This window comes from Leifsonia sp. KNZ12-8B, from assembly GCF_056755495.1.
This window is the reverse complement of the sequence record NZ_JBPGXM010000011.1, coordinates 1-24,274: the sequence shown is the minus strand read 5'-3', so window position 1 is coordinate 24,274 and position 24,274 is coordinate 1. Positions and strand designations below refer to the sequence as shown.

Sequence of the window (24,274 nt, the reverse complement as noted above, 5' to 3'; positions counted from 1 at the left end):
CACCCTCCACCCTCCACCCCGTCGACGCTCGACCACGAAGGAAGTCACCCGTGTACACGCTCACGAACGTCACCAAGAAGTACAGCCAGTCCAAGCGCGAGGTCGTCGCGCTGAAGGACGTCACCCTCGAGATCCCGGACGGCCAGCTCGTCGCCATCCAGGGCCCGACCGGCGGCGGCAAGTCGACGCTGCTGCAGATGCTGGGCGCGCTGGACCGGCCGACCTCCGGCTCCATCGAGCTGGGCGCCACCAGCCTCTCCGGGCAGCGCGACGGCAGACTGACCGCCGTCCGCGCCACCGAGATCGGGTTCGTCTTCCAGGGCTTCAACCTCATCCCGACGCTCACGGCGCAGGAGAACGTGGAGACCGCGCTCGCCCCGCTGCGGGTGGGCGGCGAGGAGCGCAAGCGCCGGGCGGCGGAGGCTCTGGCGTCGGTCGGCCTCGCGGACCGGGGCAACCACCTCCCGTCCGAGCTCTCCGGCGGTCAGCAGCAGCGCGTCGCGATCGCCCGCGCGCTCGTGAAGAACCCCGAGGTGCTGCTGGCGGACGAGCCCACCGGCAACCTCGACGAGGAGACCCGCGACGAGATCATGGACCTGCTGGAGGGGCTGTGGCGCGACCGCGGGCTGACCGTGGTCATCGTCACGCACGACACGGCGGTCGCGAAGCGGGCGCAGCGCCGCCTCCACCTCAAGCACGGGGAGGTGAAGGAGGTCGCCTAGCCCGGCCTGGCCCTCAGCCCTCGGTGCGGATCACGATCATCCCCTGCGCCTCGGCGAGCGCCACGGCCTGGCGCTCGTCGATGGTGGCTCCGCGGAGGATGACGTCGTTCCACTCGATGCCGGTCAGGTCGCTCCCCGTGAGGTCGGCTCCGGTGAGGTCGGCTCCGGTCAGCTCCGCGGCGGAGAGGTCGCAGCCGGTGAAGGCGGCGTCGGTGCAGACGGCTCCGCCCAGGTCGGCCTCGCGGAGCCGCACCCCGGTGAAGGTCACCCCGCTCAGCTCGGCCCGCGTGAGCCCGGCGAAGGCCCAGGACCCGCCCTCGACCGTGAGGAGCGGGAACTCGCACCCGGTGAACGTGCTGCCGGTGAGCTTGCAGCGGCGGAACGTCGCGTTGAACAGGTTGCAGTACTCGAAGCGGCAGTTCACGAACGCCGAGTCGGTGTGCTCGCTGACGTTGAACCGGACGCGTCGGAAGGTGCAGTCCGTGAAGACCGCACCTTCCGTCGTCGCCTCGGTGAGGTCGACGTCCATGAACTCGACGCCGGTGTACTCGACGCCGCCGAGCTCACGGCCGTACCAGTCCTGACCCTGGATGGTCTCCATGCGGCGAGCCTAGCCGCGCGGTCAGTCCTGGTTGCTGAACGCCGCGTCGAAGGAGGCCGTCGGCTGCTTCCAGAGCAGCGAGCGGATGTAGCCCACCGCCTCCTTGGCGCCGTGGAGGCGGTCCATCCCGGCGTCCTCCCATTCGATCGAGATGGGGCCGGTGTAGCCGATCGACTCGAGCGCCCGGAAGGCGTCCTCCCACGGCACGTCGCCGTGCCCGGTCGAGACGAAGTCCCAGCCGCGGCGCGGGTCGCCCCAGGGCAGGTGCGAGCCCAGCACGCCGGCGCGCCCGTTGCGCGGCCGCAGCCGGGTGTCCTTGCAGTCCACGTGGTAGATCCGGTCCTTGAAGTCGACGATGAAGCCGACCGGGTCGATGTCCTGCCACATCATGTGCGAGGGGTCCCAGTTGAAGCCGAAGGCCTCCCGGTGGTCGATGGCCTCCAGCGTCCGGACGCTGGTCCAGTAGTCGTAGGCGATCTCGGACGGGTGCACCTCGTGCGCGAACCGTACGCCCTCGCCGTCGAAGACGTCGAGGATCGGGTTCCAGCGGTCGGCGAAGTCCTGGTAGCCACGCTCGAACACCTCGGCCGGGACCGGCGGGAACTGGGCGACGTAGGGCCAGATGCTCGACCCGGTGAAGCCGACGACCGTGTCGACGCCGAGCTTGCGGGCGACCTTCGCGGTCAGCTTGAGCTCTTCGGCGGCACGGCGGCGGACGCCCTCGGGGTCGCCGTCGCCCCACACCCTGGAGCCGACGATCGCCTGGTGGCGGAAGTCGATGGGGTCATCGCACACCGCCTGTCCCTTGAGGTGGTTGGAGATGGCCCAGACCTTGAGGCCGTACTTGTCGAGGAGGTCGATCCGGCTCTGCAGGTACGCGTCGTCCTCCGCGGCCCGCCAGACGTCGAGGTGCTCGCCGGAGCAGGCGATCTCGAGCCCGTCGTACCCCCACTCGGCGGCGTACGCGGCGACCTCTTCGAGGGTGAGGTCGGCCCACTGGCCGGTGAACAGGGTGACCGGGTGCGTGCGGCCCGATTCTGCGTCAGTCATTGTTCCGTTCCCATCTCGATCCAGGTGCCCGCCTCGGCCGAGTCGAGCACGGCGTCCGTGATCCGCACGGCACGCAGGCCGTCGGCGAAGCCCGGCAGGCCCTCGGGGGTCTCGCCGGCGATCGCGGCGTAGCTGTCCGCGACGAACGCGTTGAACGCGTCCTGATACCCCTGCGGGTGCCCGGACGGCACGATGCAGAGCCGCGCCGCGTCGGCGCTCAGCTGGTCGGCGTCGCGCGGCACCACCGTGCTGCCGGCCCGGCGGCCGACCCAGAGCGTCTCCGGCTGCTCCTGGTCGAAGGCGATGCTCTCATCGGTGCCCGCGATCTCGAGCCAGAGCCGGTTCTTGCGCCCCGGCGCGACCTGCGACACCAGGAGGGTGCCGAGCGCACCGCCGGCGGTCTCGACTACCACTGCGACGGCGTCCTCCGTGGTGATGGCCGAGTGGGCGGCCCGCTCGGCGAAGACGGTGCGCTTGGTCGCGGAGACCCGGGTGACCCGGTCGCCGGAGACGAACTCCACCAGGTCGACGAGGTGCGAGCCGATGTCGGCGAACGCACGCGAGCGCCCGCCCTGGGCCGCGTCCACGCGCCAGTTGTCGTCTCCCGACCCGAGCAGCCAGTCCTGGAGGTAGGAGGCGTTGATGCTGAGCACCCGCCCCGCCTCGCCGGACGCGAACCGCGCCCGCGCCTCCCGGACCATCGGATGGAACCGGTAGACGAACGGGACGGTCGCCACGCGACCCTCCGCCGCCGCGACCAGCCCCTCGGCCTCGGCGGTGGAGGTGGCGAGCGGCTTCTCGCACACCACGTCCTTCCCGGCCGCGAGCACGGCGGCGGCCTGCTCGGCGTGCAGCGCGTTGGGCGTGGTCACGTGGACCACGTCGATGGCGTCATCGGCGAGGAGCTGCTCGAGCGAGTCGTACGCGCGCGTGACGCCAAGCCGATCGGCGGCGGCGGCCGAGCGCTGCGGGGACGACGACACGATGCCGGCGACCTCCGCGCGCGCCGCGCGGATGGCACGGGAGTGGACCTCGGCCATGAACCCGCCGCCCACGATCGCCGCCCGCAGCCGCTCCCCCGCCCGGCTCTCGTCGCGCCGGGTGAGGCCACCGTTGACCTCGCTGCTTGCGGAGTCGGTCATGCGAGCGTGGCCTCCCGCGGGTTCCAGTCCTCCGGCAGGGCGGGAGCGACCTCCACGGTGCTCTCCACCTCCACCGGCACACCCGACGTGCCCGCCTCGATGGTCGCGACCATCACGTCGAGCACGTGGAACGCCTGCTCACCGGAGGCGCGCTCGGGCACCCCGGCCCGGATCGCGCGCGCCAGCTCCACGACGCCCGTCCCACGGGTGGAGGTGGACCCGGTCGACGGGACGGTCTCAACGCCGTCGTTGCCATGCACGAGCAGCTCGCCCTCGAAGGTGTTGGGGTCGGGCACCTCGATGGTGCCCTCGACGCCCGCGACCTCGAACAGTGTGCGACCGAGCTTGGAGTCGAAGCTGAAGACCGCCTGCGCCGTCTGCCCGCTCTCGAACTGGTAGAGGGCACTGACGTGCGTGGGAACCGTGACGGCGAACTCCTCGCCCGCTCGCGGTCCGGAGCCGATGCGCCGCGTCTCCTGCGCCTTCGACGCGACCGCGCTGACGCGGGCGACCGGGCCGAACAGCTGGACGAGCGCGGTCAGGTAGTACGGACCGAGGTCGAAGAGCGGTCCGGCGCCCTCCTGGAAGAGGAAGTCCGGGTTGGGGTGCCAGCGCTCGGGACCGGGGTTCTGCAGCAGGGTCAGAGCGGTCAGCGGTGCGCCGATCGCACCGCTCTCGACCAGCCGGCGGGCCGTCTGGATGCCGGCGCCGAGGAACGTGTCGGGTGCGGTCGCGACCCGGAGCCCCTTGGCGTGGGCGGTCTCGAGCAGCTCGGTCCCGCTGGCGCGGTCGAGCGCGAACGGCTTCTCGCTCCACACGTGTTTGCCCGCGGCGAGCGCCTGCAGCGCCACCTCGACGTGCACGCGCGGGATGGTGAGGTTGACGACGATCTCGACGCCCTCGTCGGCGAGCAGCTCCTCCACCGTGCCGGAGGCCGGCACACCGTACTTCTCGGCCTGCGCGCGGGCGCGGTCGAGGTCGATGTCGGCGACGAACCGCACGTCGAGGTCGGGGAACGAGGTGAGGTTGCCCAGATACTCGTTGCTGATGACACCGGCGCCGATCACGCCGACGCCCACCCGCCCGGCGCTCATGCGAGGCCCTTCGAGGTGAGGAAGGCGTAGCTGTCGGCGACGGCCTGGAAGCGGTCGCCGCGCGAGTCGTCGAGCTCGATCACGCGGAGCGCCTGCGGGGCGGCGGCGATGATCCGCTCGATCGGCAGCGATCCCTGGCCGACGGCGACCTGGTCCTTGGTCTCTGTCGTGCCCGGCCCGTCTTTCACGTGCAGCGCGACGACGCGCTCGCCGAGCCGGGGCAGCAGCTCCACCGGGTCGTGGCCGCCGACGGCGACCCAGTACGTGTCGACCTCGAGCACCACCTCGGGTGCGAGCTTCGAGGCGAAGAACTCCAGCGCCGTCGTGCCCTCCACGGTGCTCTCGAGCTCGTGCGCGTGGTTGTGGTAGCCGACCCGGACGCCGTGCTTGGCGGCGACCTCGGCCGCGGCGTTCAGCTGGTCGGCGATGGCGGCGACGTCGTCGGCCGACTGCCAGCGCTCTGGCGCGACGTACGGGTCGATGACCGTCTCGATGCCGAGCGCCTTGGCGGCCTCGAACACCTCGTCGACGTCGCCGCCGATGAAGCCCTGGTGCGTGGTCGGCGCAGTGAGCCCCGCCTCGCGCAGACCGTCGCGGAGGGCGTCACCGAACGACAGGAAGGCGAACGGCTCGACCTGGGTGAAGCCGATGTCGGCGATGCGGCGCAGGGTGCCCGCGGTGTCCTCGGAGAGAAGCTCGCGGACCGTGTACAGCTGTACGGAGAGTGTGGACGTCGACATGGTCTCCTCGTCGAGTGTGCGGTGGTGTTCGGTGGTCTGTCGCCGGCCGGCCGGATGCTCGCGGCCGCGGGGGTGAGTCCATTGAATCCGACCCTTCTGCCGGATGTCAATCAAAAGTCGACGTAATGAAAGCATTCTTTGGTCGCCTCTCCGGCGGTGTGGTTCAATACCGGCATGACCGACAGCCCGCGCGAATCCGTGCTCGTCGCTGCGGACGCCGCCGAGCTGCTGGCGATCCTGCGCGACGGCATCCCGCGCACGCGCGCGCAGCTGGCGGAGCTGACCGGCATGGCGCGCTCGACCATCGCGACCCGCATCGACACCCTCATGACGGCGGGCCTGGTCGCACCGGCCGGTGACGACGTGTCGAGCGGGGGGCGCCCTCCCGCCCGCATCCGCTTCTCGCCCGAGTCGCGCCTGGTGATCGCGATCGACCTCGGCGCAACGCACGGTGTCGTCGCCCTCGCCGACCTCGCCGGCAGCATCAAGGTCAGCGAGTCCACCAGGCTCGCGATCGAGGACGGCCCCGAGGTCATCCTGGACTGGGCGCTCGAGACCGCCCAGCGGCTGTTCGAGGACACCGGCCGCCCGTTCACCGACGTGATCGGCGTCGGCATCGGCGTGCCCGGCCCGGTCGAGCACTCGACCGGCGTGCCCGTGAGCCCGCCGATCATGCCCGGATGGGACCGCTTCGACATCCCCACGTACGTGCGCCGCATCTTCGACGTGCCCGTGCTGGTCGACAACGACGTGAACCTGCTCGCGCTCGGCGAGCAGTACGTCCACTGGCCGGACGAGACCGACCTGTTCTACGTGAAGGTCGCGACCGGCATCGGCGCCGGCATCATCAGCGGCGGGAGGCTGCAGCGCGGCGCGATGGGCTCGGCGGGCGACCTCGGCCACGTCCGCGTGCCGTTCGGCAGCGACACCCCCAGCCACGGTGCCCAGGACGCCGACCTCGAGGCCCTGGCGAGCGGCCCGGCCATCGCCCGCGCCCTCACCGCCGCCGGCTTCCCCGCCTACACCAGCGGGGACGTGGTCGACCTGGCCCGCACGGGCAACCCGCACGTCCACGAGGCGATCCGGCAGGCGGGGCGAGACCTCGGCGCCGTCGTCGCGACCTGCGTGAACCTCCTCAACCCGTCGATGGTCGTCGTCGGCGGGAGCATCTCGCGCGTCGGTGAGCAGCTGCTCGCCGGCATGCGGGAGGTCGTCTACCAGCGGTCGACGCCGCTGGCGACCCAGCACCTCACGATCACGCAGTCGCGCTCCGGCGAGACCGGCGGCGTGATCGGCGCGGCCATCATGGTGGTCCAGAAGGCGCTCGACACCGAGTCGGGCGTGCCGCGCACCCTCTTCCGCTGAGCCTCCCCGACGAAGCCTCCCCCCGACGAAAGGACTCCCCGATGAGCACCTCCGCACACTCCCCGCTGCGCGCAGGCGTGGTCGGCCTCGGCTGGGCCGGTCAGCAGCACATGGCCGCGTACGACAGCCTCCCCGGCGTCGAGCTCGTGGCCATCGCCGGCATGGAGGACGGCCCCCGTGCCGAGCTCGGCGAGCGCTACGGCGTCGAGCGCACCTACCGCGACTGGCAGGAGCTCGTGGCCGACGGCGGCCTCGACGTGGTGAGCGTCGCGGTCCCGACCTTCCTGCACGCACCCATCACCGTCGCCGCGCTCGACGCCGGCGTGCACGTGCTCAGCGAGAAGCCGATCGCGCGCACGGCCGACGAGGCGGCGAGCATGGTCGACGCGGCCCACCGCGCGGGCCGCGTGCTGGAGGTGGCGTTCAACCACCGCAGGCGCGGCGACATCGAGGCGCTGAAGGCCGCGATCGACGCCGGGCAGATCGGCCGGCCGTACCACGCTCGCGCCGTCTGGCTGCGGCGGGCCGGCATCCCCGCCCTCGGGAGCTGGTTCACCAACCGCGAGATGGCGGGCGGCGGGCCGCTCATCGACATCGGCGTGCACGTGCTCGACTACGCGCTGCACCTGTTCGGCGATCCGCGCGTGACGGCCGTCTCGGCGGTGACGCACGCAGAGCTCGGCGTCCGCGGCCGCGGCGGTGCGACGGCCGCGAAGCAGCAGGTCGGCTCCGCCTACGAGGTGGAGGACCTCGCCAGCCTCCTGCTGCGCCTCGAGGGCGGCGGCTCGATCGTCATCGAGACCAGCTGGGCCGCCTACCGGCCCGCCGGCGACGAGTTCGGCATCACGCTCTACGGCACCGAGGGCGGAGCCGACCTGCGCGTCGTCGACTACGCGCCGGCCGGGGAGCTCACGATCTTCACGGGCGACGGCGAGGAGACCGAGGACGTCCGAGTCGCCGCGGATCCCGGCCGTGGTCATCTCGCGGTGGTGGAGACCTTCCTCGAACACGTGCAGGACGAGTCCGGCTGGACGCGCTGGGACGGGTCGCTCGCCCTCGACCGCGCCCGTGTGATCGACGCGGCCTACGAGTCGGCGCGCATCGGCGCGGAGGTCCGGCTCGACCCGCCGACGACGGGCACGGACTCCGCATCCGCGGCGGCCGGGGCGACACCCGCCGACGCGTCGGCACCGGACGCGGCCGCACAGCACGCCGCCGCACCGGACGCGGCCGCCCTGCCGACGACCGCGTTCCTCCCGAACAGCACAGACGAAGGAGCCTGACATGACCGCCCTGCGCGTAACCGTGTGGAACGAAGGCGTCCACGAGATCACCCAGCCCGAGATCGCCGCGATCTACCCCGACGGCATCCACGGCGCCATCGCCGCGGGACTGCAGGAGGTGCTCGGGGATGACGTGGCCGTGCGCACCGCCACGCTCGCCGATCCCGAGCACGGCCTCACCGAGGAGGTGCTCGCCGACACCGACGTGCTGCTCTGGTGGGGCCACATCGCCCACGACCAGGTGGCGGACGAGGTCGTGGAGCGGGTGCGGCAGCACGTGCTCGGCGGCATGGGCCTCATCGTGCTGCACTCCGGCCACTTCTCGAAGATCTTCATCCGGATGCTCGGCACCACCTGCTCGCTGCGCTGGCGCAACCCGGAGGGCGGCGAGCGCGAGCTCGTCTGGACGGTGAACCCGACGCATCCCATCGCCGAGGGGGTCGAGCAGCCGATCGTCATCGATGCGCAGGAGATGTACGGCGAGTTCTTCGACATCCCGACGCCCGACGACCTGGTCTTCATCAGCTCCTTCACCGGCGGGGAGGTGTTCCGCTCCGGCGTGACCTTCACCCGCGGGCGCGGCCGCATCTTCTACTTCTCCCCCGGCGACCAGGAGTACCCGGTGTACTTCCACCCGCAGGTGCGGCGCGTGCTCGCGAACGGCGTGCGCTGGGCGGCGCCGGCGGCGGGACCGCGCGAGGCGCCGGCCGTCTCGAACCCGCAGCCGGTCTGAGCCGGCCGAGGAGATCGCCGTGACCGCCGCGCTGCCCGCACCCCGCCATCCCGATCCGGCCGACGCGCCCGCCCTGCGCTGGGGCGTGCTCGGCCCGGGCGCCATCGCCGCCGACTTCACCGATGCCCTGCACCGGCACACCACGCAACGGGTCGTCGCGTGCGGATCCCGCTCGGCCGAGCGCGCAGGCGCCTTCGCCGCCGCCCACGGCGTGGAGCGCGCCCACGGCTCCTACGAGGAGCTGGTCGCCGATCCCGCCGTCGACGTCGTCTACGTCGCGTCGCCGCACAGCGAGCACCTCGAGCACGCCCTCCTCGCCATCGCGGCGGGCAAGCACGTGCTGATCGAGAAGCCGATGGCGCCGACCGCCGCGCAGGCCCGCACCATCGTCGAGGCCGCGCGCCGGGCCGGGGTCTTCGCGATGGAGGCGATGTGGACGCGCTACCTGCCGCAGACCGACATCGCCCGGCAGCTGCTCACCGACGGCGCACTCGGCGAGATCCGGGTGGTCACCGCCGACTTCGGCTTCCCGGCGGCGTACGACCCGGAGGGGAGGCTGTGGAACCCGGCCCTCGCCGGCGGGGCGCTCCTCGACCTCGGCGTGTACGTCGTCTCGTTCGCCTCGTTCGCGCTCGGGACGCCCGCGAGCATCATCGCGACCGGGAGCCTCGCCCCGACCGGGGTGGACGAGCAGGTGTCCCTGCTCCTCGGCACCGCGGGCGGAGCGCACGCGCTGCTGAGCACCGGCCTGCGCGCCGCGACCCCGAGCCTCGCCACCATCTGCGGCGCCGAGGCTCGGATCGAGTTCGCGTCGCCGTTCTGGGGCCCGAGCGGGCTGCGCCTGCACCCCGCCGACGGCTCGGCACCCGTCGGCTGGACCGATCCCTACGGCCGGCCCCACCGCGACGGGATGTCATACGAGGCCGCCGCGCTCGCCCGCTACGTCGCGGATGGCCGGACCGAGTCGCCGCTGCATCCCCTCGCCGAGGTGGTCACCACGCTCGACACGCTGGACGAGGCGCGCCGCCAGGTGGGGGCCGCGGGCGTGGGATGACGCGCTCGCGGCGATGGCGCGGCAGAATGGACGGGTGCTCGACTTCGCTCCGCCCCGTGACGCCGACCTGTACCGGCCGGGCGTCCTGGCGGATCTCGGCCCTGCGCGTCCCTCCGCTCCCGCGCCGGTGCCGGTCATCCCGGCGGTCCCGGGCGCGACGGGCCACCTCGCCCGCGTCGTCGCGCGCTCCAGCGACCGTGTCGGCTGGCTGCGGGCGCGCAGCCGCGGCATCACCGCGACCGACGTCGCCAAGCTGTCGACGCCCCGGTCGGTGAAGGCGGCCGCCTACGACAAGCTGCACGGCAGCGGCTTCGGCGGCAACATGTTCACCCAGCACGGCCGGGTGCGCGAGCCGGAGATCGCCGGCTGGGTGGCCGCGACGCACGGCATCCACCCCTCCGACGTGCTGTTCCACGCCGAACGCGACCGCCGGCATCTCGCCACGCCCGACGGCCTGATCGTCCGCGAGAGCGGCCGCATCGAGCTGGCCGAGATCAAGACGACGAACAAGCCGTTCCGCAGCATCCCGCGCCCCTACCTGCGCCAGATCTGGTGGCAGCAGTACGTTCTCGGCGCCGAGCGCACGCTCTTCGTCTGGGAGCAGCACGACGGCTTCGTCCCGCTGCACGAGGAGCCGGAGTGCCGCTGGGTCGACCGCGACGACGCGGAGATCGCCAAGCTCGTCTCGCTCGCGGCGGACCTCATCGAGGTGCTGCGGCAGGCCACCTCGGCACCGGCGCAGCGCCTCTAGACGACCGCCTCCGCAGCCTCCGGACCGTCGGCGAGCGGCTCCGGGACGACGGCCACCGCGTCCAGCCCGCCCGGCATCACTGCGCCCGGCACGACTGCACCCGGCACGACTGCACCCGGCACCAGCGGCACCCGCGCCAGCGCGACGGAGTACACGGCGATCCAGAGGATCGCCACCGTGGTCCCGATCAGCTCCAGCCAGGCGCCGACGTCGGTCGCGACGTGCACGATCGCGAGCATCCCGCCGACGATGGTGATCGCCGCCACAGCGACGCAGCTCACGAGAGACACGCGGGACACCCGTGGCAGCCGCGTCGCGAAGGCCACCTGGAGCATCGCGAAACACGCCGCCGCGAAGCCGAGCACGGCCGACACGGTGTGCAGGAGGTCCTGCGCCGTCGACCGCGGGTCCGCGAGCGGGACCGGACAGTTCGCCGTGCAGGTCACCTGCGACGCGACGACGAAGCACACGGCGGCGAAGCCCAGCGACAACGCCGGCGCCCACCGGTCGAGCCAGCGGACCGAGGAGCGCACATGCCCGCTCGCCAGCGCGATGGCGAAACCTCCCGCCGCGATCAGCAGCAGCGCGACCGCGAAGACGGCGGCGGTCGGCGCGCCCTGCGCACCGATCTCGCTCACGTACACCGGCCGGTCGATGGTCAGCCGGGCCGCCCAGATGAGGGCGAGGCCGCCCAGCACGCACGCCGTGCCGATCGCGAGCAGCGCGGGCGCCGCCCGCCGCCGGCCGTGCACGAGTGCCGGGGAGGTGAACGCCACTCGCGCGATCAGCAGCAGTCGACGCACGGTTGGGCTCCTTCACCGGCTCGGGGCGTACGGTCGAAGCATCCTAACCGGTCCCCCGCTGGACACGTCCTGGGGGTATGCGAAACAGACTGTTCACACGCGGTCGCTCCCGCGTAACACCCGGGAAGCATTGCCGGGATTGACTGGAGGCACCGCACGCGAGCGGCCTGCGACGACGAGGGGAACGACCGATGACGATGCCGACCACGATGCGGGCCGCCCTTCTCGATGCGCCCGGCGAGCCCGAGGCGCTGCGCGTGGGCGAGCTCCCGGTGCCCGACAAGGTGAACGCCGAGTTCCTCATCAAGGTGGTCGCGTCGAGCATCAACCCGATCGACGCGAAGACGCGGGCCGGGCGCGGCGTGTTCGGGGCCATCCACCGGTTCCCGGCGGTGCTGGGCCACGATTTCAGCGGTGTGGTCGTGGAGTCGCCGTACAGCGCGCACCCCATCCGCCCGGGCGACGAGGTGTTCGGGATGGTCATGGTCCCGCGCTACAGCGGAAGCTACGCCGAATACGTGTCGGTCCCCAGCCTGAGCGTGGTGCGCAAGCCCTCCACTCTGTCGCACATCGAGGCGGCCGCCGCACCCGTGGCCGCGCTCACCGCGTGGGGCATGGTGGTGGAGGTGGCCAAGGCCCACGAGGGTCAGCGCATGCTCATCCACGCCGGCAGCGGCGGGGTCGGGCACTTCGCGGTGCAGTTCGCGTCGTACTTCGGCGCGCACGTCATCGCCACGGCCTCCGGCTCGAACGTGTCGTGGCTGCGGTCCCTCGGCGCCGCCGAGGTCGTCGACTACACGACAACGCGCTTCGAGGACGTCGCGCGCGACGTCGATGTCGTGATCGACCTCGTCGGCAACGTGCACGACGACACGGGCACCCGCTCGCTCACCGCCCTGCGCCCCGGTGGCCTGATCGTCAACGCGCCCACCGGGAGCTGGCCGGGCTTCGCCGAGGAGGTCGAGGCGGCGGGGATGCGCGGCACCGACTACAAAGTCGCACCCGACGGCAACACGCTCGCCGTGATCGCGCGACTGCTGGGCTCGGGGAACGTCCGCGTGCACGTCGACGAGATCTTCCCGCTCGACCGCATCGCCGAGGCGCATCGGGCGATCGAGGGCGGCCACACCCGCGGCAAGATCGTCGTGAAGGTGGCAGAAGGCTAGCCTCCCGGACCTAGGCCGGCACCGCCGAGGGCAGCAGCGCCCGCTCCATCACCCAGTCGTCCTCCCAGCGGTCGCCGACCAGGAACCGCTTGGACCCGACCCGCTCGAAGCCGTGCTTGGCATAGAAGCGCTGCGCCCGCGCGTTCAGCTCGTTGACGCCCAGCCACAGGCCAGCGGCGCCGCACTCCGCCGCGACCCGCATGCTCTCGGCCATCAGCCTCCCCGCGATGCCCGCGCCGTGGTGACCGGGCAGCACGTAGCACTTGCTGAGCTCGGCGGTGGGGAGGATGCGGACGGCCGCGCGCGCGTCGGCGTCGTGCGGCGCCCCCAGATTCAGCAGCGTGTAACCGACGGCCGTGCCGTCGAGCTCCTCCGCCAGCAGCAGCCGGCGAGCAGGATCGGCGAGGTACTCCGCGAAGCGCTCGACCGACAGGACGCTCGCGATGAACGCCGCCTTGGCGGCGTCGGTGGTGTGCGGCGGGCAGGCGAGCGGGAAGGTGGCGGCGGCCACGGCGGCCAGCGCCTCCTCGTCGCCGCGACAGGCGGGGCGGATGCGGACGGTCACCGCTCCAGCGTAGCCGCCGCGTGATCCTTCCGGCCCGGATGCGCCCCGCACGGCGACCGGCCGCCTCCCGACCGGGAGACGGCCGGTCGATGGCCCCGCTACGGAGGGGCCGTACTAGTGGCGGCCGTGCGCCACCAGGCTCAGCAGGTCGAACGACACGTCGCCGAGGCCGGTCACCGGGTCGTAGCCCTTGGCGGTCTTGAGCGAGGTGTCCTGATCGAACGAGACGAGGTAGCTGTTGCCGCTCGTCGCGCTGGTGTAAGCCACCGCCTGGGTCGGGTTCTGCGGCAGCACGTCGCGGAACGCGTTCGGCAGCACGCGGTCGACCGCGTACAGCGTCGGGTTGGCGAAGCCGATGGTCGTCTTCGTCGCCTGCTGCACGATGGCGATCTGCGCCGCGACGATCGGCGAGGCCAGCGACGTTCCGCCGTAGGTCTCGTTGATGTAGTCGCCGGTCGCGAGCGTCTCGTCGTCGATGATCGGCCGGATGCCGATCAGGAACCCGGTGTACGGGTCGGCGAGGGCAGCCACGTCCGGCGAGACCCGCATCCCGTTCGCCAGTGCGGCGGGAACGATGCCGCGCTGGTAGTCGGGCTGCGCGAACACCGCGCTCGCGCCTCCACCGGCTCCGCCGACGAAGCGGGTGCCTGGCAGCGGCTCGGCGTAGCTCAGGCTGCCGTCCGGGTTCTTCACGATCTGGTCGACCGTGTCGCCCCAGCCCGTCTCGTAGGCGATCTTGCCGTTCTTGTCGATCGCCATGCTGGTGCCGCCGACCGAGGTGACCCACGGCGAGGACGCCGGGAAGTCCGGCGACGGGTAGCCGAGGTTCGCCTCCTCGTCGCCGTTGTCACCGCTGGAGAAGTAGAGCCCGATCCCCTCGCCCGCAGCCTGCAGCTGGAGGTTGACCTCGCCCTGGATGACGTCGGCCGGGACCGCCTCGCCCAGGTTGCCGTAGCTGTTGCTCACGATGGTGGCCAGCTTGTTGTCGAGGATCTTCGACATGGCCACGTCGAGGCCGCCGCCGCAGTTGGTGCCGCCGACGTAGAGGATGCGGGCGCCGGGAGCGACCGCGTGCACCGACTCGACGTCGAGGGTCTGCTCGCCCTGCCAGCCGCTCGGGTACTGGCACAGGGCCTGATCGGTGAAGGCGCTGGCCGGGGGCACCAGCTGCTGGTAGCTGGAGTTGGTGAGCCCGGGCTCGCCGTTCTGTTGGCTGTAGGTGTTGACGTCCTTGACGATCGTGGGGCTGGCGTACGCGTCGATGATCGCGACCGTCTGCCCGCTGCCGTTGACGCCCTTCTTGGACAGGTCCGTCAGGCCGTACGCGCTGCGCAGCTGCTGCGGGGTGTACCCGCAGTTGTAGGTGCTGTACTGCGTCTGCCCGTTGTACGCGGGCGGCACGGTGACGACGTGCTCACCGATGTAGTGCGAGCACGGCGTCTCGATGACGGGAGCCGCTGCCGCCGCCTGCTTGCGTGCCACCTGCGGTTCTCCGGAGGGGCCGAGGTCGCCCTGCTGGATCGACTCCGGGCGGGTCAGCGTGCGCGACTGCTCGATGCTCACGCCCGACACCTTCGCGCCGATGGCGGCGGGGAGGGACGGCGCGCTCGCCGGTGCGACGAGCTGCCGGCCGGCGTAGTCGAACGCGTGCAGCGACGTGCCGAAGATCGAGCCCAGCTGCTCCGGCGTGCCGCGGAACACGACGTACTGCCGGCTGTCGGGGACGGCGGTGATCGTGAGACCGGCCGCCTTGAGGAAGTTGACGACCGCGTCGGAGTCGGCCTTGGTCGGCGAGAACCGCTTGATCCACTGCTGCGGGCTGAGCGCCTTGCGGTAGCCGGCGATGGCCGGGTTCGAGACCTGCTTGGCCAGCGCCTCCGCCCCGGCCTGGTCGCGCAGCGGGAGGTAGATCTCGCCCTCCACCGTCTGATCGGCGGGCGCCGCCCCTGCGTCGTTCGCGGCGGTCGCCCACGAGGGGACCGAATCGGCGTAGGTCACCCGGTCGGCGGCCTGCGCGGCGGATGCTCCCGCCAATGACAAAGCCACCACGGCGCTCGTGGTGGCGATGATTCCGAGAGCTCTCTTGTGGAGTGCTCGTGTGGTGCGAAGGGTCATGGAAACGTCCTCTTTCCTTCGGGCGGACTCGGCTGTGAGCCGGCGCGCGGCGCGCGTTGAGAACAGACACTAGACCCGCTCGTTCTACCACCACAAGACGGGTAGACAGGTCCGTCACAGTGATTGACGACCATGAACGTTTTCTCAGGGACGGACGACCCGGTGGAACGGCGAAGGCCCGCCCCACCGGAATGCGGTGGGACGGGCCTTCGAGACGCGCGGAAGCGGGTCAGATCGCGTTGACGTCCAGCGGGATGCCGGGGCCGAACGTGGTCGACACGGCGCCCTTCTGGATGTAACGACCCTTCGCGGCGGACGGCTTGAGACGCACGACCTCCTCGAGGGCGGTCTTGATGTTCTCGTCGAGCTGCTCAGCGGTGAAGCCGGCCTTGCCCACGACGAAGTGCACGTTGGCGTGCTTGTCGACGCGGAACTCGATCTTTCCGCCCTTGATGTCCGAGACGGCCTTGGCGACGTCGGGGGTGACGGTGCCGGTCTTCGGGTTCGGCATCAGGCCGCGCGGGCCGAGCACCTTGCCGAGACGACCGACCTGGCCCATGAGCTCCGGCACGGCGACCGCCGCGTCGAAGTCGGTGTAGCCGCCGGCGACCTTCTCGATGAGCTCGGCGCCGCCGACCTCGTCGGCACCGGCCGCGATCGCGGCCTCGGCCGCCGGGCCGTTCGCGAACACGATGACGCGGGCGGTCTTGCCGGTACCGTGAGGAAGGATGACGGTACCGCGGACCATCTGGTCGGCCTTGCGCGGGTCGACGCCGAGCTTCAGCGCGACCTCGACGGTCGAGTCGAACTTGCTGGAGCCGGTCTCACGCGCGAGCGCGACGGCCTCCGACGGGGTGTAGAACTTTCCGGCCTCGATCTTCTCGGCCGCGGCCCGGTAGGCCTTGGACTTCTGTGCCATGTGGTTTCTCCTTACGAGAATGTGGTGCGAGCCTGGCCGGCTCTGCCACGGATGTCTGTGGAGGTCGGGGCCTTACGCCTCGACGGTGATGCCCATCGAGCGGGCCGTGCCGGCGATGATCTTCGACGCCGCGTCGACGTCGTTGGCGTTGAGGTCGACCATCTTCTGCTCGGCGATCTGGCGCACCTGCTCCTGGGTCAGCTTGCCGACCTTGGTGGTGTGCGGGACGCCGGAGCCCTTGGCGACGCCGGCGGCCTTCTTGATCAGCTCGGCGGCCGGCGGGGTCTTCAGGACGAACGTGAACGAGCGGTCCTCGTACACGGTGATCTCGACCGGGATGACGTTGCCGCGCTGCGACTCGGTCGCCGCGTTGTACGCCTTGCAGAACTCCATGATGTTCACGCCGTGCTGACCCAGCGCCGGACCGATCGGCGGGGCGGGGTTGGCGGCGCCGGCGTTGATCTGAAGCTTGATCAGACCGGTGACCTTCTTCTTCGGTGCCATGTCTCTTCCTTCTTTGTTGTTCGAGCGGCGTGGGACTGCGCCCGTGCTGCTCTCCCGGTTTCTCGGCCCTTCCGAGACCCGGTGATCGTAGAAAAACTTCGGGGGTCTAGAGCTTCGTGACCTGGTCGAAGCTGAGCTCGACCGGCGTCTCGCGCTCGAACAGCGACACGAGCACGGTGAGCTTGCCGCTCTCCGGCTTGATCTCGCTGATCGACCCGGGGAGGCCCGCGAACGAGCCCTCCTTGATGGTGATGGTCTCGCCGATCTCGAAGTCGACCTCGGCGGGGATGACGCGCGCGGCGGCCTTCTGGCCCTTGGCGGCGCCCTTGGCCGGGGCGGCGTCGACCTGGACGAGGCTCTTCAGCATCGAGAAGGCCTCCTCGAAGCGGAGCGGCGTCGGGTTGTGCGCGTTGCCCACGAAGCCGGTGACGCCCGGCGTGTGGCGGACGACCGACCAGCTGTCCTCGTTGAGGTCCATGCGGACGAGCACGTAGCCGGGGATGCGCACGCGGTTGACCATCTTGCGCTGGCCGTTCTTGATCTCGACCACGTCCTCCATGGGGACCTGCACCTCGTAGATGTAGTCCTCCATGTTCATCGAGACCATGCGGTTCTCGATGTTGGACTTCACGCGGCGCTCGAAGCCGGCGTACGAGTGGATGACGTACCACTTGCCGATCTTGGAGCGGAGCTCAGTGCGGAACGCCTCGTAGGGATCGGCCGTGGCCTCCTCCTCCTCGTCCTCGACGGCCTCTGCGGCGGCCTCGGCCTCGTCCTCGCTGTCGACCTCGAGGGCCTCGTCGACGGCGCGGTCGGCCTCGGGGTCGACCGCCTCCGCCATCGCGTCGAGCACGGCGTCGAGGTCGATCTCGGTGCCGTCGTCGGCGACGACGTGCAGCGCCTCGTGCTCGGCGGCGTCGGACGCCTCGTCCTCGCTCGCGAGAACGTTGCCGGTCTGCGCCTCGTCGTCTTCGGAGGACTGCTCGGCAGCGGGGGCCCAGTCCACGTCGTCGCGATTGGTCTCAGACACTGAATTCATTCCATTTCTGTCGGGGAGGCCTCTCGGCCAGGGGGGAGGTGGCTAGGTCGGGTTTCCGAAGACCCAGACCACACCCAGACCGAACACCCAATCCAGGAACGACACCAGGGCCATCATGATCACGACGAAGACGAGGACGACCCCCGTGTAGCTGAGGAGCTCCTTGCGCGTCGGCGTGACGACCTTCTTGAGCTCGCCGATGACCTGTCGGATGAACAGGGCGATCCGCGCGAAGGGGTTGCGCCGTGCAGCGCGCTCCTTCTTCGCGTTGGCGACGATCTCCTCGCTCGGCTCGTCGATTACTTTTCGGGCCACCTCGTTAACACCTTTCGTGGGCCGGCATCACCTGCCGACTTGCAGGGCGGACAGGAATCGAACCTGCAACCTGCGGTTTTGGAGACCGCTGCTCTGCCAATTGAGCTACCGCCCTAGGGAGACGAATCGCGAAGCCGCTCACGTTCCCGATCCAGGCTAACGGATCGCGCATCCGAAAGTGCTCGGAGTGCTCGATCCCGCCGGGACGTCCGGTGGTCGCCTCAGGAGACGAGCTTCGGAAAAAGGGCGCAGAAAAGCTTGGCAGATTCAACCACCGCGTCAAGTGTACGGGACGCGGCGCGTGCCGCGCAAAGCAGCTCGCTCAGAGCAGCTTGCGCTCCAGCGCCCAGGCGGTCAGCTCGTGCCGGGAGGACAGCTGGAGCTTGCGGAGGACGGCCGAGACATGCGTCTCGACCGTCTTGATCGAGATGAACAGCTCGGCGGCGACCTCCTTGTACGCGTAGCCGCGCGCGATCAGCCGCATGACCTCCCGCTCGCGCGCCGAGAGCCGGTCGAGCTCGTCCGTGGACTCGGCCTGCTCCCCCGCCGCCGCGCCGAAGGCGTCCAGCACGAAGCCCGCGAGCCGCGGGGAGAAGACCGCATCGCCGCCGGCGACGGCGACGACCGCGTCGCTGACCTGCCCGCCGGAACTGCCCTTCGTGAGGTAGCCGCGGGCTCCGGCCCGGATGACGCCGACGACGTCCTCCGCCGCGTCCGACACGCTCAGCGCGAGGAACCGGGTGTCCGGGCAGGCGGCGGCCGTGCGGCGCACCACCTCCGCTCCCCCGCCTCCCGCGCCGCCGGGGAGGTGCACGTCGAGCAGCACCACGGCGGGACGGGAGGCGGTGATCGCGGCGACCGCGGCCTCCACGTCGGCCGCCTCCGCCACCACGCGGACGCGCTCGTCGAGGTCGGCCCTCAGCCCGGACCGGAAGATCGAGTGGTCGTCCACGATCACGACCGTGATGGGGTCTGCGACGGCAGCCTGCGTGCTGTCGCCGGTGGTGCTGTCGGTCATGGCGTCTCCCTCCCGGAGTCGTCGGCGAAGGGGACCTCGATGCTCAGGTGGACCTCGGTGCCGGTGGGCCGGGACGTCACCGTCGCCTGGCCTCCCGCACGTCGCATGCGCCCGATGATCGACTCGCGCACGCCGAGCCTGCCCTCGGGGAGCGCCTCCACATCGAAGCCCTGCCCGCGGTCGCGCACGAACACGTCGACGGAGCCCGACGCGGCCTCCACGTACACGGAGACCTCGCCGCCCGCGTGCCGCGCGGCGTTCAGCATCGCCTCGCGTGCGGCGGCCGCGAGCTCGGGCGGGGCGTTCCGCACCGCCTCCCCCACCGTCACGATGTCGAAGTGCACGCCGTGGTCGACCTCCAGCGCGGCCGCGGCGGAGTGCAGCTCGGCGGCGAGGTCGCCCTCCTCGCGGTCGGGCGCGTGCGCGGCGTCGGCGTACAGCCAGTCGCGCAGCTCGCGCTCCTGGGCCCTGGCGATGCGGCCGACCTCGCTGGCCGCGCCCGCACGGTTCTGGATCAGCGCGAGGGTCTGGAGCACCGAGTCGTGGAGGTGCGCGGCCATCTCGGCGCGCTGCTCCTCCTTGATGCGCGCCGTGCGCTCGGCGATCAGCTCGCGCCAGAGCCGGAGCGCCCACGGCGCCACGAGCACCGCGGCGCCGGCGAACGCGGACGCGACGATGCCGAGCCAGAGCGGGCCCGTGCCTCCGTCGTTCTGCAGCACGCCGAGCACCAGCGCCAGGCCGACCAGAAAGGCGCCGGCGGTGAGCCGGAACGCGGTCGCGCTGAGTGGTGCGGGCATCAGGCTGTCGTCCTCCACGAGCTGATCCCAGCTGACGGCGGACACGATGAGCAGGATCGCGGCGACGAGCGCGCCGCCGCCCGCCCCGGACGAGCCTGCCGCGACGAGCACGACCGCGACGAGTCCGGAGGCGGCGCCGGCCACGCCGAGCACCCACGGGACGTGCACACGGCGGCGCACCCCGTCCGCCGGCTCATCGGCGGCGGCCGGCCGCAACGGGGTGAGCGCCCAGAGCCAGAGATAGAGCAGGATGCCGGCGCCGCCCAGCAGCGACGTCCCGGCGAAGATCCAGCGCACCGCCGTGACCGGCCAGCCCAGGTGGTCGGCGACCGCCACAGACACGCCCCCGATCACGCAGTCGCGCGGGCGGGCCAGCGGGACGCGCGACTCACGCCGGGGCGCGCGGCTCGGCGCACCGCCGGCGACGGGCACGGTCGGGGTCATGACCAGAATCCAAGCAGACCCCGGGCCGGGCGCACAGTCCGGCCGCCGCGGAATCAGGGTCCGCTCAGGGTGTCACCCCATGTCGGGAAGGCCGGCGGGCGCGCCAGGATCGAACCATGTCACATCACGGCTCGACTCCTCCGCCGCCGCCCCACGGCGCCACCGGCGGCACCGGCTCCCCCTCTTCGCCCTACGGCGACCCCTACCGCGGTCCGTACGGCGGCCCGCAGACCGGCCTCTCCGGCCGCGGAACGCGCTTCTTCGACTGGATGCGCGGCCTCGGCGTCGTCAGGGCGGACGGCTGGATCGGCGGCGTCTGCGCGGGCGTCGCCTACCGCATCGGGATCGACCCCCTGATCGTGCGCGGCATCGTCGTCGTCGCCGCTGTGCTCGGCGCGCCGATGCTGCTGCTCTACGCGGTCGCCTGGGCGCTGCTGCCCGACCGCGACGGCCGCATCCACCTGCAGCGCCTGTTCGAGGGCGACGTCCAGCCTCCCATCGTCGGCATCGGCGTGCTGCTGGTGCTGTCGCTTCTGCCGTGGTCGAGCGGACTCTGGTGGTTCGGCGGACCATGGGGCATCGACCAGGGCTGGGGCGAGATCGTCGGCCGCCCCGATCACCACCGATGCCGCACGCGATGCGACCGCCGAGACGGTTCCGCTGCCCGCGGACGCCGGTGTCGAGCGCCCGACGCTCGACATCGCGGCCGAGCCGAGCGCGCCTCCCGCGCCCGGGGCCGACGCCAGCGCGTCCGACGTCGCCGACTGGCAGGCGCGCCAGGCCCAGTGGAAGGTCGAGCACGCGCAGTGGAAGCAGCGGCTGGACGCCGACATGCGGGCCGTCAAGGCGCAGCGGGCGGCCGAGCTGCGGTCGCAGGCGGCGGAGGCGGCGGCCAGGTCCGCCGCGCAGCGACGCGCCTACCGGGCGGCCAATCCGCGGGTCGGCGCCGGGATCGGCTGGCTCACGATCGGGCTGGCCCTCATCGCCGGCGCGCTGACGTCGGCGCTCTGGACGACCCTGACCGGCCTGTCCGGTTACAGCCTGACCGCCTCCCTGGCCGCGGCAACGCTCGTCATCGGCGCCGTGGTGCTGATCGCGGGGCTGGCGCGGCGCCGCAGCGGCTTCCTGATCACGCTCGGCATCATCCTCGCCGTGCTGACGGGCGCGAGCGCGTTCGTGCCGGAAGGCCCGCGCCTGGCCTTCGACCCGTCGGCCGTGACGCCGGCGGACGCGAACGGCTGGACGCTGCAGCTCGACGACCTCCACCTCCACCTCGAAGGGAACTGACGAATGACGAACGGGAACCCCGACGAGGGGCGCATGGACGCCGATCGGGCACCTCTGGCGGACGAGACGGCGCAGACGGCGCAGACGGCTCCCACGGTGCCGCTTCCGCCGGCCGAGCCGTGGCTGACGACGGCGGCGTTCGACACGATGGACTCCTCAGACCGGTCGCGACCCGCGGGGCGGCCGCCGGTGCGCTGGGGCGGCGTGGTGTGGGGGCTGCTGCTCGTGCTCTTCGCGGGCGGGACGCTGTGGGTGCTCTCCGCGCCGGCGCGGCTGGTCGCATGGGACCTGTGGGTCTCGACGCTGACGCCGGCCACCGCGTGGGCCCTCGGGATCGCCGTGGTGGGGCTGGTGATCGTCGTGTCCGGCCTGCTCGGGGCGATCCGGTCGGCACAGCGGAGGAGGGCGCAGGAGCGCGCCTGACCTTGCCGCCTCCACTCTCCACAGCTCCCAGACGGCTCCGACTTCTCCACAGATCGCCCCCGCGGCGCCTGGAGCGTCGGAGCCGTCTGCGAGCATGACAGGCATGAGCACCACCAGAGAGCACGCCGTCACCCTCCTCCGCACCCTCGTCGGGCATCCCGATGCCGACTTCCACGAGGGGCAGTACGAGGCGATCGCCGCGCTCGTCGACGACCGGCGGCGCGCGCTCGTGGTGCAACGGACCGGCTGGGGCAAGTCGGCGGTCTACTTCGTCGCGACGATGCTGCTGCGGGAGCGCGGCGCCGGCCCCACCATCCTCGTCTCGCCCCTCCTCGCGCTGATGCGGGATCAGGTCGCCGCCGCGGAGCGCGCCGGCGTGCGAGCGGTGACGATCAACTCGGCGAACCGCCACGAATGGACCGACGTCGCCGCACGCCTGGCCGAGGACTCCGTCGATGTGCTGCTCGTCTCACCGGAGCGACTGAATAATCCCGACTTCCGCGAGCAGCACCTGCCCGATCTCGTGGCCCGCAGCGGGCTCCTCGTCGTCGACGAGGCGCACTGCATCTCGGACTGGGGGCACGACTTCCGGCCGGACTACCGGCGGCTGCGCGACCTGATCGCCGCGCTGCCCGGAGGAGTGCCGGTGCTCGCCACCACCGCGACGGCGAACGAGCGCGTGGTGGCCGACGTCGTCGAACAGCTCGGCAGCGCCGCGCACGGCGACGTCCTCACGATCCGCGGCCCGCTGGCCAGGCGGTCGCTGCGGCTCGGCGTGCAGACCCTCCCGGATGCGACGTCACGCCTCGCGTGGCTGGCCACCAACATCGGGGCGCTCCCCGGGAGCGGCATCGTGTACACGCTGACCGTGTCCGCGGCGGAGGACACCGCGCGCGTGCTGCGGCGGGCCGGGATCGATGCGCACGCCTACACCGGCCAGACCGATACGGCCGAGCGCGAGGAGCTCGAGGGCAGGCTGAAGCGCAACGAGGTGAAAGCGCTGGTCGCCACGAGCGCGCTCGGGATGGGGTTCGACAAGCCCGACCTCGGGTTCGTGGTCCATCTCGGCGCCCCCTCCTCACCCGTCGCCTACTACCAGCAGGTGGGCCGCGCGGGGCGTGCGACCGAGAACGCCGACGTGCTGCTGCTGCCGGGGCCCGAGGACCGCGCCATCTGGCAGTACTTCGCCACGGCCTCCATGCCCTCGGAGGAGAAGGCGAACGCGGTGCTCGCAGAGCTCGGCAGCGAGCCGCTCTCCACCCGGGCCCTCGAGAGCAGGGTCGACCTGCGCGCGACGACGCTCGAGCTGCTGCTGAAGGTGCTCGATGTCGACGGCGCGGTCCGCAGGGTCTCCGGCGGCTGGGTCTCGACCGGCGCGCCGTGGAGCTACGACCGCGACCGCTACGAGCGCATCGCCGCCGCGCGCGAGACGGAGCAGGCGGCCATGCTCGAGTACGAGTCCACCGGCGAGTGCCGCATGCAGTTCCTCCAGCGCTCCCTCGACGACCCGGCGGCGGCGCCCTGCGGACGCTGCGACAACTGTGCGGGCGTCTGGTACCCGAGCGCGATCGCCGACGACGTCAGCGGGTCCGTCTCCGCGGTGCTCTCGCGTGCCGGGGTGGAGGTCGAGCCGCGCAAGCTGTGGCCCACCGGGGCCGACCGCCTGGGTGTGCCGGTCCGCGGCAAGATCGCGCCGGACGAGCAGGCGCGCGCGGGCCGGGCGCTGGCGCGGCTGACGGACCTCGGCTGGGGCGGGAGGCTGCGCGAGCTGCTGTCGGACGATGCCCCGGATGCGCCCTGCCCCCCGGAGGTGCTGGCCGCCTGCATCCGCGTGCTCGCCGACTGGGACTGGGAGGAGCGGCCGGTGGCGGTCGCCACGGTGCCGTCGCGCCGGCGTCCGGCCTTCACCGAGTCGCTCGCCAGGGGCCTCGCCGACGCGGGGAGGCTGGCCTATCTGGGCGCGCTGGCGCCACGGGGCGGCGGCCCGTCGGGCGCCCCCGGCGGAAACAGCGCCTTCCGGCTGGCGGGCGTGTGGGATCGGTTCGACGCCGGTGGTCTCGCCATCCCCTCCACCGGGCCGGTGCTCCTCGTGGACGACCTCATCGACAGTCGTTGGACCATGACAGTGGCCGCACGGGAGCTGCTCCGAGCGGGCGCTCCCGCCGTGCTGCCGTTCGCGGCCGGCGTGCGCGGCTAGCCGTCATGCCGAGATTTCCCGCGCCGGCGGTCGGACCGGCGGCGCGGTCATCGTCGCGCCGCCGGAGCTGCCCGGGCGTGGCGTCAGATGAAGTCGCCGCCGCCGAAGTCTCCGCCGCCGAAGTCGCCGAAGCCCCCACCGTCGCCG

At 72.0% G+C, this 24,274-nt stretch carries 24 protein-coding genes, 1 tRNA gene and 1 pseudogene; 11 read left to right on the top strand and 15 right to left on the bottom strand.

Annotation, left to right across the window (positions count from 1 at the left end; all coding sequences use genetic code 11):
- Nucleotides 1-50: 50 nt before the first annotated feature.
- Nucleotides 51-722, top strand: a complete 672-nt coding sequence (locus tag ACR9ZG_RS03130; RefSeq protein ID WP_481283361.1) for an ABC transporter ATP-binding protein — start codon at nt 51-53, stop codon at nt 720-722.
- Between the two features lie 13 nt (nt 723-735).
- On the opposite strand, the gene ACR9ZG_RS03125 is transcribed toward ACR9ZG_RS03130, so the two are convergent.
- Genes ACR9ZG_RS03125 through ACR9ZG_RS03105 form a run of 5 tightly spaced genes read right to left on the bottom strand, consistent with a single transcriptional unit; the run spans nt 736 to nt 5,349 of the window.
- Complete coding sequence (locus tag ACR9ZG_RS03125; protein WP_481283360.1) at nt 736-1,323, bottom strand: pentapeptide repeat-containing protein; 588 nt, start codon at nt 1,321-1,323, stop codon at nt 736-738.
- 21 nt (nt 1,324-1,344) lie between these two features.
- Nucleotides 1,345-2,373, bottom strand: a complete 1,029-nt coding sequence (locus tag ACR9ZG_RS03120; RefSeq protein ID WP_481283359.1) for a sugar phosphate isomerase/epimerase family protein — start codon at nt 2,371-2,373, stop codon at nt 1,345-1,347.
- The gene (locus tag ACR9ZG_RS03115; RefSeq protein ID WP_481283358.1) at nt 2,370-3,515 is read right to left on the bottom strand and encodes a Gfo/Idh/MocA family protein; all 1,146 of its coding nucleotides are present in this window, start codon (nt 3,513-3,515) and stop codon (nt 2,370-2,372) included. The genes ACR9ZG_RS03120 and ACR9ZG_RS03115 overlap by 4 nt, the downstream gene beginning before the upstream one ends.
- Nucleotides 3,512-4,609, bottom strand: coding sequence for a Gfo/Idh/MocA family protein (locus ACR9ZG_RS03110; RefSeq protein ID WP_481283357.1), 1,098 nt, complete (start codon nt 4,607-4,609; stop codon nt 3,512-3,514). The genes ACR9ZG_RS03115 and ACR9ZG_RS03110 overlap by 4 nt, the downstream gene beginning before the upstream one ends.
- Complete coding sequence (locus ACR9ZG_RS03105; protein ID WP_481283356.1) at nt 4,606-5,349, bottom strand: sugar phosphate isomerase/epimerase family protein; 744 nt, start codon at nt 5,347-5,349, stop codon at nt 4,606-4,608. The genes ACR9ZG_RS03110 and ACR9ZG_RS03105 overlap by 4 nt, the downstream gene beginning before the upstream one ends.
- A 174-nt stretch (nt 5,350-5,523) precedes the next feature.
- On the opposite strand from ACR9ZG_RS03105, the gene ACR9ZG_RS03100 reads away from it, so the two are divergent.
- From ACR9ZG_RS03100 to ACR9ZG_RS03080, 5 genes are read left to right on the top strand one after another with little or no spacing between them, the layout of a single operon-like run.
- Entirely contained in the window at nt 5,524-6,714 is a 1,191-nt protein-coding gene (locus ACR9ZG_RS03100) for an ROK family transcriptional regulator (RefSeq protein WP_481283355.1), read from the top strand.
- Between the two features lie 41 nt (nt 6,715-6,755).
- Nucleotides 6,756-7,997 carry a Gfo/Idh/MocA family protein gene (locus tag ACR9ZG_RS03095; protein WP_481283354.1) on the top strand — a complete coding sequence of 414 codons (1,242 nt, stop codon included), beginning with the start codon at nt 6,756-6,758 and terminating at the stop codon, nt 7,995-7,997.
- A gap of 1 nt (nt 7,998) precedes the next feature.
- Nucleotides 7,999-8,730 (top strand): ThuA domain-containing protein, encoded by a 732-nt coding sequence (locus ACR9ZG_RS03090; protein WP_481283353.1) that lies wholly within the window; start codon nt 7,999-8,001, stop codon nt 8,728-8,730.
- Between the two features lie 19 nt (nt 8,731-8,749).
- Nucleotides 8,750-9,784 (top strand): Gfo/Idh/MocA family protein, encoded by a 1,035-nt coding sequence (locus ACR9ZG_RS03085; RefSeq protein ID WP_481283352.1) that lies wholly within the window; start codon nt 8,750-8,752, stop codon nt 9,782-9,784.
- Nucleotides 9,785-9,818: 34 nt separating this feature from the next.
- Nucleotides 9,819-10,535, top strand: a complete 717-nt coding sequence (locus ACR9ZG_RS03080; protein WP_481283351.1) for a YqaJ viral recombinase family protein — start codon at nt 9,819-9,821, stop codon at nt 10,533-10,535.
- Here the strand turns inward: ACR9ZG_RS03080 and ACR9ZG_RS03075 are convergent.
- Nucleotides 10,532-11,338, bottom strand: a complete 807-nt coding sequence (locus ACR9ZG_RS03075; RefSeq protein ID WP_481283350.1) for a DUF998 domain-containing protein — start codon at nt 11,336-11,338, stop codon at nt 10,532-10,534. The two genes, ACR9ZG_RS03080 and ACR9ZG_RS03075, sit on opposite strands and share 4 nt — an antisense overlap.
- A 197-nt stretch (nt 11,339-11,535) precedes the next feature.
- On the opposite strand from ACR9ZG_RS03075, the gene ACR9ZG_RS03070 reads away from it, so the two are divergent.
- Nucleotides 11,536-12,504: an NADP-dependent oxidoreductase gene (locus tag ACR9ZG_RS03070; protein ID WP_481283386.1), complete on the top strand. Its 969-nt coding sequence runs from the start codon at nt 11,536-11,538 to the stop codon at nt 12,502-12,504.
- A gap of 10 nt (nt 12,505-12,514) precedes the next feature.
- On the opposite strand, the gene ACR9ZG_RS03065 is transcribed toward ACR9ZG_RS03070, so the two are convergent.
- The 9 genes from ACR9ZG_RS03065 to ACR9ZG_RS03025 form a co-directional block, all read right to left on the bottom strand.
- Nucleotides 12,515-13,069, bottom strand: a complete 555-nt coding sequence (locus tag ACR9ZG_RS03065; protein ID WP_481283349.1) for a GNAT family N-acetyltransferase — start codon at nt 13,067-13,069, stop codon at nt 12,515-12,517.
- 114 nt (nt 13,070-13,183) lie between these two features.
- Nucleotides 13,184-15,184, bottom strand: a complete 2,001-nt coding sequence (locus ACR9ZG_RS03060; RefSeq protein ID WP_481283348.1) for a S53 family peptidase — start codon at nt 15,182-15,184, stop codon at nt 13,184-13,186.
- A 229-nt stretch (nt 15,185-15,413) separates the two neighbouring features.
- Nucleotides 15,414-16,103, bottom strand: coding sequence for a 50S ribosomal protein L1 (gene rplA / locus ACR9ZG_RS03055; RefSeq protein ID WP_481283347.1), 690 nt, complete (start codon nt 16,101-16,103; stop codon nt 15,414-15,416).
- 72 nt (nt 16,104-16,175) lie between these two features.
- Nucleotides 16,176-16,607, bottom strand: a complete 432-nt coding sequence (gene rplK, locus ACR9ZG_RS03050) for a 50S ribosomal protein L11 (RefSeq protein ID WP_121259230.1) — start codon at nt 16,605-16,607, stop codon at nt 16,176-16,178.
- Nucleotides 16,608-16,713: 106 nt separating this feature from the next.
- Nucleotides 16,714-17,637: a transcription termination/antitermination protein NusG gene (nusG, locus tag ACR9ZG_RS03045; protein WP_481283346.1), complete on the bottom strand. Its 924-nt coding sequence runs from the start codon at nt 17,635-17,637 to the stop codon at nt 16,714-16,716.
- A gap of 51 nt (nt 17,638-17,688) precedes the next feature.
- Nucleotides 17,689-17,961, bottom strand: a complete 273-nt coding sequence (gene secE, locus ACR9ZG_RS03040; RefSeq protein WP_481283345.1) for a preprotein translocase subunit SecE — start codon at nt 17,959-17,961, stop codon at nt 17,689-17,691.
- Nucleotides 17,962-18,003: 42 nt separating this feature from the next.
- Nucleotides 18,004-18,076: transfer RNA gene (locus ACR9ZG_RS03035), tRNA-Trp, on the bottom strand.
- Nucleotides 18,077-18,283: 207 nt separating this feature from the next.
- The gene (locus ACR9ZG_RS03030) at nt 18,284-18,979 is read right to left on the bottom strand and encodes a LuxR C-terminal-related transcriptional regulator (protein ID WP_481283344.1); all 696 of its coding nucleotides are present in this window, start codon (nt 18,977-18,979) and stop codon (nt 18,284-18,286) included.
- Nucleotides 18,976-20,220, bottom strand: coding sequence for an ATP-binding protein (locus tag ACR9ZG_RS03025; protein WP_481283343.1), 1,245 nt, complete (start codon nt 20,218-20,220; stop codon nt 18,976-18,978). Before ACR9ZG_RS03025 ends, ACR9ZG_RS03030 begins: the two co-directional genes overlap by 4 nt.
- A 116-nt stretch (nt 20,221-20,336) precedes the next feature.
- On the opposite strand from ACR9ZG_RS03025, the pseudogene ACR9ZG_RS03020 reads away from it, so the two are divergent.
- From ACR9ZG_RS03020 to ACR9ZG_RS03005, 4 genes and pseudogenes are all read left to right on the top strand, one after another.
- Nucleotides 20,337-20,603, top strand: a pseudogene (locus ACR9ZG_RS03020) (PspC domain-containing protein); the annotation flags it as partial.
- A 448-nt stretch (nt 20,604-21,051) separates the two neighbouring features.
- A complete protein-coding gene (locus ACR9ZG_RS03015; protein ID WP_481283342.1) occupies nt 21,052-21,507 on the top strand; it encodes a hypothetical protein in 456 nt (151 codons plus the stop codon).
- 3 nt (nt 21,508-21,510) lie between these two features.
- The gene (locus tag ACR9ZG_RS03010) at nt 21,511-21,930 is read left to right on the top strand and encodes a hypothetical protein (protein ID WP_481283341.1); all 420 of its coding nucleotides are present in this window, start codon (nt 21,511-21,513) and stop codon (nt 21,928-21,930) included.
- Nucleotides 21,931-22,024: 94 nt separating this feature from the next.
- Nucleotides 22,025-24,127 carry a RecQ family ATP-dependent DNA helicase gene (locus ACR9ZG_RS03005; RefSeq protein WP_481283340.1) on the top strand — a complete coding sequence of 701 codons (2,103 nt, stop codon included), beginning with the start codon at nt 22,025-22,027 and terminating at the stop codon, nt 24,125-24,127.
- Nucleotides 24,128-24,274: the final 147 nt, after the last annotated feature.